This window comes from Couchioplanes azureus, from assembly GCF_014648355.1.
Taxonomy (GTDB): Bacteria; Actinomycetota; Actinomycetes; order Mycobacteriales; family Micromonosporaceae; genus Actinoplanes; species Actinoplanes azureus.
The window spans coordinates 678,710-693,739 of sequence record NZ_BMQY01000002.1; the positions used below are offsets into that span (position 1 = coordinate 678,710).

Sequence of the window (15,030 nt, forward strand, 5' to 3'; positions counted from 1 at the left end):
CCCGGTCGACCGGGCGCGCGTTCCTCTCGTCGAGCTCCTGCGGAGACTCGATGTGTGGCTCGCTCACTGGGGAGCCACCTCCTTCTCACGGTCCTTGAGCTCCATCGCGCGACGGCGGCTCGGGATCAGACCCTGCGGCCGGAAGACCATGATCGCGATGATCACGAGGCCGAAGATCGCAAACCGGAAGCCGAACAGGTCGGTGCCCCAGATCGGGTCCTCGATGCCGCGCAGCCGGTCCGGGATGTACGAGATCAGCGCGCCGCCGAGGATCGCACCGAAGATGTTTCCGGAGCCACCCATGACGACGCCCGCCAGCACCAGGATCGAGAACTGCAGGATGAAGGTCTGCGAGTTCATGAAGCCCTGCTGACCGGCGAACATGACGCCGCCCAGGCCGCCGATGAAGGCGCCGATCGCGAACGCCCACAGCTTGTACTTGATCGTCCGCACACCCATGATCTCGGCGGCCTCCTCGTCCTCGCGGATCGCGAGCCACGAGCGGCCGACCCGGCTGCGGTCCAGGTTCCGCACGCCGAAGATGACCAGGATGATCACCGTGAGACCGAGCCAGTAGTACGGGGTCGCGTCCGCCACGCCGAACCACGGCTTGCCGTCGGCGTACTCGCCCGGCGGGTGCGGGATGCCGGAGAAGCCCCGGTCACCGCGCAGCGTCTCCGAGCTCGTCGCGAAGATGCGGATGATCTCGGCGAAGCCCAGCGTCACGATCGCCAGGTAGTCGCCGCGCAGCCGCAGCGTCGGCCAGCCCAGCAGCAGGCCGGAGACCATCGTGACCGCCAGCGCGATCGGGATGGACATCAGCCAGCCCCACTCGGTCTTCAGGACGCTGTCCGGCGAGGTCAGCATCGCGACGGTGTAGGCACCCACCGCGAAGAAGCCGACGTAGCCCAGGTCCAGCAGGCCGGCGAAGCCGACCACGACGTTGAGGCCGAGAGCCAGCAGGACGTAGTACGACATGTTGAACAGGGCGCTCGGCCAGTCGATGCCCTGGGTGATGATCTGCGGGCCGATGCCCGGTACCTGACCCACGTACGGCAGCAGGTAGGCGAGCACCGCGAAGGCGATGCACAGGACCGCACGGACCGCCCAGTGCTGCCGGCCGAACCAGCCGCGGGTGCCGCCGGACTCACGCCAGCTCTTCTTCTCCGGCGCGGAGGCCGGAGTCATGGTCGCTTCGCTCATGCTCGAGCCCTCCCGAGAGACTCGCCCAGCAGGCCCGTCGGACGGACCAGCAGGATCAGGACCAGCAGCACGAACGACGCGGCGTGCAGCCACTCCGTGCCGAACAGACCGGCCGCGTAGTTCTGCAGCACACCCAGCAGCAGCCCGCCCAGCAGGGCGCCGCGCAGGTTGCCGATGCCGCCGAGGACCGCGGCGGTGAACGCCTCGATGCCCAGCAGGAAGCCGGCGTCGAAACGGGTGACACCGATCTTGAGGTCGTACATCACCGCCGCCACGCCGGCCATCAGGCCGCCGAGGAGGAAGACGAGCGCGATCACCCGGCTCTTGTTGACGCCCATGAGCGCCGCGCTGTCGGGGTTCTGCGCCACCGCGCGGATGCCCCGGCCGAGCCGGGAACGGTTGATGAAGCGGTCGAGCACGAACATCATCACGAGCGCCAGCACGATGATCAGAATCTGCAGATTCGTCACGTGCATGTTGCCGATCACGAAGACGTCGGTCGGCCGGATCAGCGGCGGGACACCGGTGATGTTGCGCTGGGTGACCACGCCGACCGTCTCGGAGATGAAGAGCGACGCACCGATCGCGGTGATCAGGAACGCCAGCGGCGGCGCGTTGCGCCGGCGCAGCGGCCGGTACGCGACCAGCTCGACACCGAGCGCGGTGAGGCCGGATATGACGATCGCGGCGACCAGGCCCAGCAGGAGCAGGCCGATGACCGAGATGAGGTTGGGAGTAGCCGAGTTCTGGTCCAGCCCGAACATGCCCCAGACGACGAGGCACGCGTAGGAACCGAGCAGGAAGACCTCGGAGTGCGCGAAGTTGATAAGGCGAAGCACGCCGTACACCAGGGTGTAGCCGAGCGCGAACAAAGCGATGATCGCGCCCTGGGCCAAGCCCGTGATCGTGTACGGCCCGAAGTTTTCAATCAGACCGGAGAAGTTCACAAGGGGCTCCTGAAACGAGAAGGTCGGTGCGGCCGGAGATCATCCGGCCACACCGGCCCTACAGAGAGTTACTACAGAATCAGGCGGTCTTGACCTCTTGGTCGGCGACCGTGTTGCCCGCTGCGTCGAACTTGAACGCCCACACCTTGATGGACGCCGGGTCCAGCTCACCGGTCGAGGTGAACTTGTACGTGTTCGCGATGCCGGTGTAGTTGATCGACGAGAGGTAGGTGTTCATCTTCTCGACGGTGGTGTTGCCGGCGTCGATACCCGCCAGGAAGATGTTCGCGGCGTCGTAGGCCACGTCACTGTACGTACCCGCGTCGACGTTCCACTTGGCCTTGTAGTCGGCGACGAACGTGCCGCCCGCCTTCTCCGGCGGGGAGCAGGGGCAGGTGACGACCGTGCCGACGGCGGCCTGGGTGCCCGCGGCCTTGGCCAGGCCCGGGTCCTTCATGCCGTCGCCACCGACCAGCGTGCCCTTCCAGCCCGCAGCGCTGAGCTGCTTGCGGATGAGGCCACCGTTCTGGTAGTAGCCGCCGTAGAACATCGCCGTCGCCTTGGAGGCCACGACCTTCTGCACGACCGCCGAGAAGTCGGTCTGCTTGCCGTCCGCCTCGGTCTTGTCGGTGTCGACGACCTTGGCGCCCAGCTTGGTCTTGACGACCTCGGCCAGACCCGCGCCGTACGCGGACTGGTCGTCGGCGACGAAGACCTTCTCGGCCTTCAGCACGTCGCTGATGTAGTTCGCGGCCGCCGGGCCCTGCGCGTCGTCGTTGGCGACCGCGCGGTGGAACGTCTTCCAGCCCTTCGACGACAGCGAGGTACGCGTCGCGGACGGGGTGATCGTCGGGATGCCGGCCTCTTCGAAGATGGGGTCCGCGGCCTCGGACTCACCCGAGAACGGCGGGCCCACGATGCCCAGGATCTTCTTGTCGGCGACCAGGTTACGAGCGACACCGGGTGCGACGGCCGGCTCGCCCTGCGAGTCGAACTTCGCCACCGTGATGCACTCGGAGCCCTTCTTGGTGTTGTACTGCTGGATCGCGAGCTCGAAGCCCTGCTCGATGTTCACACCGAGGTTCGCAGCGGATCCCGTCAGGGCGCCGAAGAACGCGAGCTTGTAGCCGCAGTTACCACTGGCCGTGCCGTTGGAGCTGCTGCTGCTGTTGCAGGCAGCGGCACCGGCGACGAGGCCGATCACGGCCAGTCCGCCGATGGCTCGTGCGAGAACCTGCCTCAAGGTTGGAACCCTCCTCCATACCGAACCCACCGAGCCACCGCAGGTCGATTGGCACTTGCAGTGCTCCACGACACAACGCCGCCCGTCATGGGGCCGGACGCTATCCCACCTTCCAGTGAACTCGTAAGGGTTCACACGGGCATTCACCGAACCGTTACGTCCGGTGATGCAGGGACGAGAAAGGTGTAACAAACAGGCAGTCCCTGGGGCAGGTGCGGTTACTCAGCGGTAGGGCTGGCGGGCTCCTGGCCCTCGGCGATGATGCGGTCGGCGACCTCACGCATCGTCATCCGGTGATCCATCGCGGTGCGCTGGATCCACTTGAACGCCTGCGGCTCGGTCATCGAATACTTGGTCATGAGCTCGCCCTTGGCGCGTTCGACGGACTTGCGCGTCTCCAGCCGGTCGGTGAGCCCCGCCACCTCGGACTCCAGCGCGGCGATCTCCGCGTAGCGGGAAAGCGCGATCTCGATCGCCGGCACCAGGTCCGACTTCTGGAACGGCTTCACCAGGTACGCCATCGCGCCGGCTGCCCGCGCCCGCTCCACCAGGTCGCGCTGGCTGAAGGCGGTGAGGATGACCACCGGCGCGATCCGGGCGCCGGCGATGCGCTCGGCGGCCGCCAGGCCGTCCATGATCGGCATCTTGATGTCGAGGATGACGAGATCCGGGGTCAGCTCCTCGGCCAGCCGCACGGCGGTCTCGCCGTCGCCCGCCTCCCCGACGACCTCGTAACCCTCCTCCACGAGCATCTCGGCCAGATCCAGCCGAATGAGAGCCTCGTCCTCGGCGATCAACACCCGCCTGCGCTCGGCACCCGCCTGCGTGTCGGCCACGGAACTCCTATCCCCACCGCTCTGCGAACTCGCGACATCCGGGTATCCGGACATCGTCCCTGACAGCGTAGAGGGTGCCGGGCAGCGGCCCGCCACGCAGTGACCGGGCCCCCAATTCCCTGATCCGGTCCCGTTCCGACACTCCGGTATCCGGATGTCCGCCCTGGGGCTGGAGTGGGTAGGGTGTACTCCGGCCCGGCGCGGCCGGGCACGACTCGTCCCCGTAGACCAATCGGCAGAGTCGATGGACTCAAAATCCATTCAGTGTGGGTTCGAATCCCACCGGGGACACCAGGCACCGGCCCTGCGGGCCGCGGGAACGGTGGTGTTCCTGCGGCGAGGGTTACCCCAGCGACCGGCGGACGTCCCGGGTTTCCGGGAAAGGCCGGTTCGCCGGGGTCCACGATGTTGTCATGGCAGTACCAGCACTGCCAGGAGGCTTCATGTTGTGGTCCGGCTCGTCGCCCCTGACCGTCGTGCGAGACGGGATGTGGGGGTTCCTTCTGCTCGCCGGGGTGGCGTGGCTGGCGATCGCCTGGAGCGTACTGCGCCTCGAGCCCGCCGACATCGCGGACGTGGCCGGGCCGGTCGTGCTGTTCGCCGCGCTGACCGAGGCGGTACGCGCCCTCGCCGGGACGCGCACGTGGTGGCTGAACGCGGGCATGGCCCTGCTGTTCGCCGCCACCGGGGCGGTCCTGATGAGCGACGGGAGCGACACCTGGACGACGCCGGCGGCGCTCATCGGCTGGTACCTCATGGTCCGGGGCGCGGCCGACCTCGCGATCTCGATGATGACCCGGGAGACCGACCGGATCTGGGGCCTGCTCACCGTCGTCGGCCTCGCCGAGCTGGGGCTCGGCTTCTTCGCCGCCGGCTCGTTCGCGCGCACGGCGGAGATGGTCGCCGTCATCCTCGGCGGGGCGGCGCTGATCCGCGGGGTCGCGGACCTGGTGGCGTCGCTGCGGCTGCGCGAGGCCTCGGCGCTGGCGCGGGCCGGGCGGCTGCTGGAGGAGCTTCCCGCCGAGCGCGCGGTCGGGGTGGCCGGCTACTCGGCGGGCATGACGGACTTCGAGGAGGCGCCCGCGCACGGGTCGCGACCGCGGCACCGGGCCATGCCGCGCGCCTCCGCCGCGGGGATGAACGATCTGTCCGGCTCCCGGCCGGGTCAGGCCGGCGCGGGCCCGGCGCCGGCCGGCGGGCGCACGGGCAGCTTCCACGACGAGGTGCTGCGGACCACCGCGGATCTGGACGCGATGCTGGCGCTGGCCGGCGTGACCGGCGCGGCCATCCCCGGCGCGGCGGCGCACGCCGCCGAGGCGGAGCGGGTCGAGGTGCCGGACACGGCCGAGGGCGCGGAGCTGCCGCCCCGCTCGCCGGGCGCGGAGCGGCCGGGGCCGCCGGAGATCGGGTCGCGGCCCGGGACCGCCCACGGCCAGGAGTGGACCGGCCATGGAGAAGGAGCGGCGCGGGCCGCCGCCCCGGAGAGCGCGGGCCGGCCCGGGGACGCGACGGCCCACGCACCGACCGGCGCCGGGACGCCGCCCGGCAATGCCGGGAACAACTTCGCCATGCCCGGTAACGCCGGCGGCAACGCCGGCGCGCCCCGCAACGCCGGGAGCAACTTCGCCCCGCCGGCGAACGCCGCGAGCAACCTGGGGACGACCGCGACCGGACGGCAGCAGCCGCCGGGCGCGGAGGGGGCACTGCCCCTGCTGGACCCGACGGCACAGGCCACGCGCGCCGCGATGCCCGGCATGGACGACACGTCGATCATCACGCGAGGGCGGCTGGTGGACTGATCTCCCCTGCCCGCCGGGGTGGGACCGCATGACGGCCAGTCGCCGGGCCGGGTCCCGCTCCGGCCGGGCCCCTCCCGGAAGCCGGGCCGCTCGGGGAAGCCGGGCCGCTCGCGGAAGCCGGGTCCCTCGGAGAAGCCGGGCCCCTCGCGGAAGCCGGGTCCCTTGCGGATCCGCTGGCCGGGGAGCCGGTCAGGCACCGATGCGGCGCAGCAACCCTTCCTGGACCGCGCTGGCGATGTGGACCCCGTCGCGGGTGAGCATCCGGCCGCTGGCCAGTCCCCTGCTGCCGCTGGCCGAGGGGCTGCGGCAGTCGTAGAGGAACCACTCGTCGGCCCGGAACGGCCGGTGGAACCACAAGGCGTGGTCCAGGCTCGCCCCGATGACGCCGCCCGGGCCCCACACCTCGCCGTGGACCGACAGCACCGAGTCCAGCAGCGACAGGTCCGACGCGTAGGTCAGCGCGCACGCGTGGATCAGCGGGTCGTCGGGCAGCCTGCCGTTGATGCGCATCCAGACGCGCTGCTCCTTGGAAGCGTCACGGTCGCCCGGCGGCACCCAGCCGGGGGTGTTCACGTAGCGCACGTCGATCGCCTGGGGGCCGAAGCTCAGCGCCGCCCGGCGTTCCGGGTACTTGGCGAGCCAGTCGCGGGTCGTCGGGACCTCCTCCGGGCCGGGCACTCCCTCGGGCGCCGCCGCGTGGTGGTCCAGGCCTTCCTCGACCACCTGGAACGACGCCGACATGAGGAAGATGGCCTTGCCGTGCTGCCGCGCCGTGCACCGGCGCACCGAGAAGGAACGGCCGTCGCGGATCGTCTCGACCGAGAAGTCGATCGGGACCGTGGGGTCGCCCGGACGCACGAAGTAGCCGTGCAGTGAGTGCACCGGACGCTCCGGATCGACCGTCCGGCCCGCGGCGACGAGGGCCTGGCCGGCGACCTGGCCGCCGAAGACGCGCTGGGCGCCGGTCTGCGGGCTCTCCCCCTGGAACCGGTCCGCGTCCAGCTGCTTGAGGTCGAGCACCTCGAGCAGCTGGTCGACCGCGGCCTGGCCCCGGTCGGCGCTCACACGGTCCTCGGGTCGACGAGCGAGCCCAGCTGGTGCACGCGCAGGGTGTTGGTGGAGCCGGGCGCGTTCGGCGGGCTGCCGGCGACGACCACCACGTAGTCGCCGGGCTTCGCCAGGCCGAGGCCCAGCATGCTCTGGTCGACCTGGCGGAACATGTCGTCGGTGTGCTCGACGAAGTCGGTCAGGAAGGTCTCGACCCCCCACGAGAGGGCGAGCTGGTCGCGGACCGCCGCGACCGGCGTGAACGCGAGCAGTGGCAGTTCGCAGTGCAGCCGGGAGAGGCGGCGCACGGTGTCGCCGGTCTGGGAGAACGCGACCAGGGCCTTGGCCCCGATGTTGCGGGCGATGCGCGAGGCCGCCACGGTCAGGGCGCCGCCGTGGGTACGCGGGTCGTGCTGCAGGACCGGCACGCCGAGGGCGCCGTTCTCGGTGGTGGTGACGATCTTCGCCATGGTGCTGACGGTGAGCACCGGATACTTGCCGACCGAGGTCTCGCCGGAGAGCATGACCGCGTCGGCGCCGTCCAGGACGGCGTTGGCCACGTCGGAGGCCTCGGCCCGGGTCGGCCGGGAGTTCTCGATCATCGAGTCGAGCATCTGGGTCGCCACGATGACCGGCTTCGCGTTCTCCCGGCAGAGCTGCACCGCACGCTTCTGCACGAGCGGCACCTCGTCCAGCGGCAGCTCGACGCCGAGGTCGCCGCGCGCGACCATGACGCCGTCGAAGGCCAGCACGATCGCCTCGAGGTGGGTGACCGCCTCGGGCTTCTCGACCTTCGCGATGACCGGGACGAACCGGTCCTCCTCGGCCATGATCTGGTGCACCAGCTTGATGTCGTCGGGCGAGCGCACGAACGACAGGGCCACCAGGTCGACGCCGAGCCGCAGCGCGAAGCGCAGGTCCTCGGCGTCCTTGTCGCTGAGCGCCGGCACGCTGACGGCGACGTTGGGCAGCGACACACCCTTGTTGTTGGAGACCGGGCCGCCCTCGGTGACCAGGCACCGGATGTCGGGGCCCTGCACCGCGGAGACCTCGACGGCCACCTTGCCGTCGTCGATCAGCAGCCGGTCGCCGATCTTGACCTCTTGCGGGAGCCGCTGGTAGGTGCAGGAGACCCGCTCCCGGATGCCCAGGATGTCGTCGCTGGTGATCGTCACCACGTCGCCGGTGTTCCACACGTGCGGGCCGTCGGCGAACTTGCCCAGCCGGATCTTCGGCCCCTGCAGGTCGGCGAGGACCGCCACGGCCCGCCCGGTCTGCCGCGCGGCCGTCCGCACCAGCTCGTAGATCTTCTGGTGGTCCTCGTGGCTGCCGTGGCTGAAGTTCATCCGGGCCACGTCCATGCCCGCCTCGACCAGGCCGAGCATGCGCTCGGGCGAGGCGGTGGCGGGGCCCATGGTGCAGACGATCTTTGCGCGGCGTGTCACAGCCATCAGGCTAGTCTCTCTTTCGCATCGGCCCCCAGGCCGACACCCGGTCGGGATGCTGAACTGCGGGTGACGGCGAGGTCTCTCCCTCGGGGGACGCTGCGCCGGCACAGCGGGCGTCATCGACCGCAGGGCCAGCTTATCGGGCGTCCGCCGGCCGGATCGCGCGCATCCCACTTCCCATCCTCACCGGATCGTCCCCGCACCCACTCGAGACCCCGTCCGTATCGCCTGGAGCGGGGCCGGGGCGGCCCGGCGCCGGGTCACCGTGGACGGTCGGGGCGATCGGGCGCCGGGACGGGCGCGGGCGGGCCGGGCCGCGAGGCCGTTCCCCGCCCGCGGCTGTCAGCGGGCGGCGGCCAGGGGCTGCGAGGACGGGCGTACCGGTGCGGGCAGCTCGCCGGGCGCGCCGAGGTAGCGGTGGATCGCCGCGGCCGCCGACCGGCCCTCGGCGATCGCCCACACGATCAGCGAGGCGCCGCGGTGCATGTCGCCGGCGACGAACACGCCGTCCGCCGAGGTCTGCCAGTTCGCGTCGGCGTCCACCGCGCCGCGGGCGTTGCGGGTCACGCCGAACTGCTCCAGCAGCGGCTGCTGCTCCGTACCCTCGAAGCCGATCGCGAGCAGGACCAGGTCGGCGCGCAGGTCGCGCTCCGAGCCGGGGGTGACGGTGACCGTACGGCGCCCGTCGACCCGCTCCACGACGACGTCGGCGACACGGACCGCGCAGACGTTGCCGCGCCCGTCGTCGACGAACTCCTGCACCGCCACGCCGAAGACGCGCTCGCCGCCCTCCTCGTGCGCCGGGTAGTTGCGCAGGATGACCGGCCAGGTGGGCCACGGGTGCAGGTCGGCGGCGCGGACCTGCGGCGGCAGCGGGTACTGGTCGAGCTGGATGACGTTCGCCGCGCCCTGGCGGTGGGCGACGCCGAGGCAGTCGGCGCCGGTGTCGCCGCCGCCGATGATCACGACGTGCTTGTCGCGCGCGTCGATCGGGGTCGACTCCTGCAGACCGGCGACCACCCGGTTGGCCGGGACGAGATGGTCCATGGCCAGGTGTACGCCGGCGAGCTGCCGCCCGGGCGTCTCGGGGGTGTCCCGCCCGGCGAGGGCACCGCAGGTCAGCAGCACCGCGTCGAAGCGCTCGCGCAGATCCTCGGCGGTCACGTCGACGCCCACGTTCACGCCGGTCTGGAACAGCACGCCCTCGGCCGCCATCTGCGCGAGCCGGGCGTCGATGCGGTCCTTCTCGAGCTTGAAGTCCGGGATGCCGTAGCGCAGCAGGCCACCGATGCGGTCGTCGCGCTCGAAGACCGTCACCGCGTGCCCGGCCCGGGCCAGCTGCTGCGCGGCGGCCAGCCCGGCGGGTCCGGAGCCGACCACCGCGACCGACCTGCCGGAGCGGGTCGGGCTCGGCTGCGGCCGGACGTACCCGTGGTCGAAGGCGTGGTTGGCGATCTCGACCTCGACCTGCTTGATGGTGACCGGGTCGTCGGCGATGCCGAGCACGCAGGCCGCCTCGCACGGCGCGGGGCAGAGCCGGCCGGTGAACTCCGGGAAGTTGTTGGTGGCGTGCAGGCTCTCCGCCGCCGACGCCCAGGCCCCGGTGCGCACCAGGTCGTTCCAGTCCGGGATGCGGTTGCCGAGCGGGCAGCCCTCGTGGCAGAAGGGGATGCCGCAGTCCATGCACCGCGTCGCCTGGTCGCGGATGAGCTCCTCGCCGGCCGGCGGGTAGACCTCCCGCCAGTCGCGGATGCGCACCGGCACCGGGCGCCGGGCCGGCAGCTGGCGCTCGTAGCGCAGGAAACCGTTCGGATCAGGCACGAGAGACCCCCATGACCGCCTCGTCGACGTCGCGACCGGCAGCCTCGGCGGTCTTGATCAGTTCCATCACTCGCTTGTAGTCCCGCGGCACCACGGCGGTGAACTCCGCCACCGCGGTGGACCAGTCGGCCAGCAGCCGCTGCGCGACCGCCGATCCCGTCTCGGCATGGTGCTTGCGCACCAGCTCGTGCAGCAGCTCCCGCTCGTCGCCGGTGAGCGGCGCCAGGTCGACCAGCTCGGGGTTGACCCGGCTCTGGTCCAGGCCGAGCACGAACGCCTTGCCGCCGCTCATGCCGGCGGCGAAGTTGCGCCCGATCTCGCCGAGCACCACCACGACACCGCCGGTCATGTACTCGCAGCCGTGGTCGCCGACGCCCTCGACGACCGCCGACGCGCCGGAGTTGCGCACCGCGAACCGCTCCCCCGCGCGGCCGCGCAGGAACACCTCGCCGGCGGTGGCGCCGTACAGGATGGTGTTGCCGGCGATGATGTTCTCCTCGGCGGCGAACGGCGCCTCCTCGGCAGGCCGCACCACGACCCGGCCGCCGGAGAGGCCCTTGGCGACGTAGTCGTTGGTGTCGCCGATGAGCCGCAGTGTCACGCCGCGCGGCAGGAACGCGCCGAAGGACTGGCCGCCGGTGCCTCGCAGGGTGAAGGCGATGGTGTCGTCGGGCAGGCCGTTGCCGCCGTAGCGCCGGGCGACCTCGCCGCCGAGCATCGCACCCACGCTGCGGTGGTCGTTGCGCACGGTGAGCTCGGCGCGGACCTCGCGGCCGTCGGTGAGCGCCGGCTGCGCGAGCGCGACCAGCTCGTTGTCCAGCGCCTTCTCCAGGCCGTGATCCTGCGCGACGACGCCGCGCCGGGCGGCGCCCTCCGGCAGCTCCGGGACGTACAGCAGCGGGGACAGGTCGAGGCCCTGGGCCTTCCAGTGCTGCACGGCCGGGGCCACGTCGAGCACCTCGGCGTGCCCGATGGCCTCGTCGATGCTGCGGAAGCCGAGCTCCGCCAGGTAGCCGCGGACCTCCTCGGCGAGGAACAGGAAGAAGTTCTCCACGAACTCGGGCTTGCCGGTGAACCGCTCGCGCAGCACCGGGTTCTGCGTGGCGATGCCGACCGGGCAGGTGTCCAGGTGACAGACGCGCATCATGATGCAGCCGGAGACGATCAGCGGCGCGGTCGCGAAGCCGAACTCCTCGGCGCCCAGCAGCGCCGCGACGACCACGTCCCGGCCGGTCTTGAGCTGGCCGTCGACCTGCACGGTGACCCGGTCGCGCAGCTTGTTGAGCAGCAGCGTCTGCTGGGCCTCGGCGAGGCCCAGCTCCCACGGCGAGCCGGCGTGCTTGAGCGAGTTCAGCGGTGACGCGCCGGTCCCGCCGTCGTGGCCGGAGATCAGGATCACGTCGGCCTTGAGCTTGGCCACGCCCGCCGCGACGGTGCCGACCCCGATCTCGGAGACCAGTTTCACGTGTACGCGCGCAGCCGGGTTCACGTTCTTCAGGTCGTGGACGAGCTGGGCCAGGTCCTCGATGGAGTAGATGTCGTGGTGCGGCGGCGGGGAGATCAGCCCGACGCCCGGGGTGGCGTGCCGGGTCTTGGCGATCCACGGCCACACCTTGTTGCCGGGCAGCTGGCCGCCCTCGCCGGGCTTCGCGCCCTGCGCCATCTTGATCTGCAGGTCGTCGGCGTTGACCAGGTATTCCGTGGTCACGCCGAAGCGGCCGGAGGCGATCTGCTTGACACTCGAGCGCCGGACCGGGTCGTAGAGGCGCTCGACGTCCTCGCCGCCCTCGCCGGTGTTGGACTTGCCGCCGAGGCGGTTCATCGCGATCGCCAGCGTCTCGTGCGACTCGGCGGAGATGGAGCCGTACGACATCGCGCCGGTGGCGAACCGCTTGACGATCTCGCTCGCCGGTTCGACCTCGCTGATGTCGATCGCCGGGCGGTCCGAGCGGAACCGGAACAGCCCGCGCAGCGACCCCGCCTCGGCCGCCAGGCTGTCGACCTTCGCCGTGTACTGGCGGAAGACGTCGTACTGCCGGGAGCGGGTGGCGTGCTGCAGCAGGAACACGGTCTCCGGGTTGAACAGGTGGATCTCGCCCTCGCGGCGCCACTGGTACTCGCCGCCGACCTCGAGGCGGCGGTGGCTGCGCTCGGCCGGGTTGCTGGGGTACGCCTTCGCGTGCCGCGCCGCGACCTCGGCGTGGATCTCGGCGAGCCCGGACCCGCCGATGCGTCCCGAGGTGCCCGCGAAGTAGCGCTGCAGCAGCTCGTCGGAGAGGCCGACCGCCTCGAACACCTGGGCGCCGCAGTACGACGACACGGTGGAGATGCCCATCTTGGACATGATCTTGAGGACGCCCTTGCCGAGCGCCTTGACGTAGTTGCCGATCGCCTTGCCCGCCTCCATGCCGGCGAGCGGGCCGGTGGCGATGAGGTCCTCGACGCTCTCGAAGGCCAGGTACGGGTTCACCGCGGCGGCGCCGTACCCGATCAGCACGGCCGCGTGGTGCACCTCCCGGCAGTCGCCGCTCTCCACCACGAGCGCGACCTGCGTGCGGGTCTGCTCCCGCACCAGGTGCTGGTGCACGGCGGCGGTGAGCAGCAGCGACGGGATCGGCGCCAGGTCGGCGTTGGAGTCGCGGTCGGACAGCACGAGGATGCGCACGCCGTCCTCGATGGCCTCCGAGACGTGCCGGCAGATCTCGGTGAGGCGCGCCTTGATCCCCTCGGCGCCGTCGCGCAGCGGGTAGAGACCGGAGACCCGGACCGCCTTGAAGCCGGGCAGGTCGCCGTCCTCGTCGATGGAGAGCAGCTTGGCCAGCTCGTCGTTGTCGAGGATCGGCCACGGCACCACCACCTGGCGGCAGCTCGCCGGTCCCGGGTCGAGCAGGTTGCCCTCCGGCCCGAGGGTGGACGACAGGCTGGTCACCAGCTCCTCGCGGATCGCGTCCAGCGGCGGGTTGGTGACCTGCGCGAAGAGCTGGTGGAAGTAGTCGAACAGCAGCCGCGGCCGGGTGGACAGCGGGGAGATCGGGGTGTCGGTGCCCATCGAGCCGAGCGGCTCGGCGCCGGCCCGGGCCATCGGCGCCACCAGGATCTTCAGCTCCTCCTCGGTGTAGCCGAAGACCTGCTGGCGGCGCATGACCGAGTCGTGCGTGTAGATGACGTGCTCGCGCGGCGGCAGGTCACGCAGGTCGATCAGCCCGGCGTGCAGCCACTCGTCGTACGGCTTCTCGGCGGCGAGCTCGGCCTTGATCTCGTCGTCGTGCACGATGCGGCCGGACGCGGTGTCGACCAGGAACATCCGGCCGGGCTGCAGCCGCCCCTTGGCGACGACGGTGGCCGGGTCGAGGTCCAGTACGCCCGCCTCGGAGCCGAGCACGACCAGCCCGTCGCTCGTGTGCCACCAGCGGCCCGGGCGCAGGCCGTTGCGGTCGAGGACCGCGCCGATGACCGTGCCGTCGGTGAACGCCACGCTGGCCGGGCCGTCCCACGGCTCCATCAGGCTGGCGTGGAAGCGGTAGAACGCCCGCCGCGCCGGGTCCATGCCCGGGTCGTTCTCCCACGCCTCGGGGATCATCATCAGGACGGCGTGCGGCAGGCTGCGCCCGGCCAGGTGCAGCAGCTCCAGCACGGCGTCGAAGTTGGCCGAGTCGGAGGCCTCCGGGGTGCACACCGGGAACAGCCGCTTGATGCTGCCCGGCAGGGCGGGAGAGGCGAGCAGCGCCTCGCGGGCGGCCATCCAGTTCCGGTTCCCGCGGATCGTGTTGATCTCGCCGTTGTGGGCGATGAACCGGTACGGGTGCGCCAGCGGCCACGAGGGGAACGTGTTCGTCGAGAACCGCGAGTGGACCAGGGCGATGGCGCTGGCCACCCGCTCGTCGGTCAGGTCCGGGAAGAACTCCGGGAGCTGGTCCGGCGTGAGCATGCCCTTGTAGGTGATGGTGCGGGCGGACAGCGACGGGAAGTAGGCGCCGATGCCGCGCTGCTGGGTCTCCCGCTCCGCCTGCTTACGGATGCAGTAGGCGACGATGTCCAGCTCGATGCCGGACAGCTGCTCGCCCGCCTTGCCGTTCCCGGTGCCGGTGAGCCGGCGCGCGGCCAGGAAGACCTGCTTGATCGCGGGCCGGGCGGCCTCGGCGGTCTCGCCCAGCCCGGACGGGTCCACGGGCACGTCGCGCCAGCCGAGGATGTCGCCGCCCTCGACCAGGGCGTACTTCTCGAAGACCGCGATCGCGCGGGCCGCCTCGGAGGCGTCGGTGGGCAGGAAGACCAGGCCGGTCGCGTACGCGCCCGGAGCGGGCAGCGCGAAGTCCACCACCTCGCGCAGGAACGCGTCCGGGACCTGGATCATGATGCCGGCGCCGTCGCCGGTGTTGTACTCGGCGCCGCGCGCACCCCGGTGGTCCAGGCGGATGAGCGCGGACAGACCCTTGGCTACCACATCGTGGGATCGCCGGCCGTGCAGATCGGCGACGAAGGCGACACCGCACGCGTCGCGCTCGTGCTGCGGGTCGTACAAACCCTGGGGGTGCGGAACAGCCACCGGGCCTCCGATCGTCACGGGTTTTGCTTCAGGTCGGGACGACGTCGGCCCAGCAGAGTCTCTCGATACTACGTTAGTAGTCACCGATCTCCGCCAGGTACGGATGGATCACACTTTGTGGTGCCGGGTTCGGTAGTCTC

Annotated in this window: 9 protein-coding genes and 1 tRNA gene; 2 read left to right on the top strand and 8 right to left on the bottom strand. The window is 71.2% G+C overall.

What is annotated here, in order from left to right; genetic code table 11:
• Window positions 1-63 precede the first annotated feature (63 nt).
• The 4 genes from IEY99_RS10135 to IEY99_RS10150 all read right to left on the bottom strand — a co-directional run bounded on the left by IEY99_RS10135 (window position 64) and on the right by IEY99_RS10150 (window position 4,229).
• Window positions 64-1,188: a branched-chain amino acid ABC transporter permease gene (locus tag IEY99_RS10135; RefSeq protein WP_373293328.1), complete on the bottom strand. Its 1,125-nt coding sequence runs from the start codon at window positions 1,186-1,188 to the stop codon at window positions 64-66.
• A gap of 11 nt (window positions 1,189-1,199) precedes the next feature.
• The gene (locus IEY99_RS10140; protein ID WP_189201695.1) at window positions 1,200-2,150 is read right to left on the bottom strand and encodes a branched-chain amino acid ABC transporter permease; all 951 of its coding nucleotides are present in this window, start codon (window positions 2,148-2,150) and stop codon (window positions 1,200-1,202) included.
• 79 nt (window positions 2,151-2,229) lie between these two features.
• Window positions 2,230-3,393 (bottom strand): branched-chain amino acid ABC transporter substrate-binding protein, encoded by a 1,164-nt coding sequence (locus tag IEY99_RS10145; RefSeq protein WP_189201697.1) that lies wholly within the window; start codon window positions 3,391-3,393, stop codon window positions 2,230-2,232.
• Window positions 3,394-3,611: 218 nt separating this feature from the next.
• On the bottom strand, window positions 3,612-4,229 hold the full coding sequence (locus IEY99_RS10150; protein WP_189201699.1) for an ANTAR domain-containing response regulator: 618 nt from the start codon (window positions 4,227-4,229) through the stop codon (window positions 3,612-3,614).
• 217 nt (window positions 4,230-4,446) lie between these two features.
• Between IEY99_RS10150 and IEY99_RS10155 the strand changes: the two genes are divergently transcribed.
• Together IEY99_RS10155 and IEY99_RS10160 are read left to right on the top strand one after the other, a co-directional pair.
• Window positions 4,447-4,523 (top strand) — tRNA-Leu (locus tag IEY99_RS10155).
• A gap of 119 nt (window positions 4,524-4,642) precedes the next feature.
• Window positions 4,643-6,028 carry an HdeD family acid-resistance protein gene (locus IEY99_RS10160; protein WP_189201701.1) on the top strand — a complete coding sequence of 462 codons (1,386 nt, stop codon included), beginning with the start codon at window positions 4,643-4,645 and terminating at the stop codon, window positions 6,026-6,028.
• A gap of 189 nt (window positions 6,029-6,217) precedes the next feature.
• Here IEY99_RS10160 and IEY99_RS10165 read toward each other — a convergent pair whose 3' ends face one another.
• The 4 genes from IEY99_RS10165 to gltB all read right to left on the bottom strand — a co-directional run bounded on the left by IEY99_RS10165 (window position 6,218) and on the right by gltB (window position 14,908).
• On the bottom strand, window positions 6,218-7,093 hold the full coding sequence (locus IEY99_RS10165) for an acyl-CoA thioesterase (protein ID WP_189201703.1): 876 nt from the start codon (window positions 7,091-7,093) through the stop codon (window positions 6,218-6,220).
• Window positions 7,090-8,526 carry a pyruvate kinase gene (gene pyk, locus IEY99_RS10170; protein WP_189201706.1) on the bottom strand — a complete coding sequence of 479 codons (1,437 nt, stop codon included), beginning with the start codon at window positions 8,524-8,526 and terminating at the stop codon, window positions 7,090-7,092. The genes IEY99_RS10165 and pyk overlap by 4 nt, the downstream gene beginning before the upstream one ends.
• 339 nt (window positions 8,527-8,865) lie before the next feature.
• A complete protein-coding gene (locus IEY99_RS10175) occupies window positions 8,866-10,344 on the bottom strand; it encodes a glutamate synthase subunit beta (RefSeq protein WP_189201708.1) in 1,479 nt (492 codons plus the stop codon).
• Window positions 10,337-14,908 (bottom strand): glutamate synthase large subunit, encoded by a 4,572-nt coding sequence (gene gltB / locus IEY99_RS10180; RefSeq protein ID WP_189201710.1) that lies wholly within the window; start codon window positions 14,906-14,908, stop codon window positions 10,337-10,339. The genes IEY99_RS10175 and gltB overlap by 8 nt, the downstream gene beginning before the upstream one ends.
• Between the last annotated feature and the right edge of the window lie 122 nt (window positions 14,909-15,030).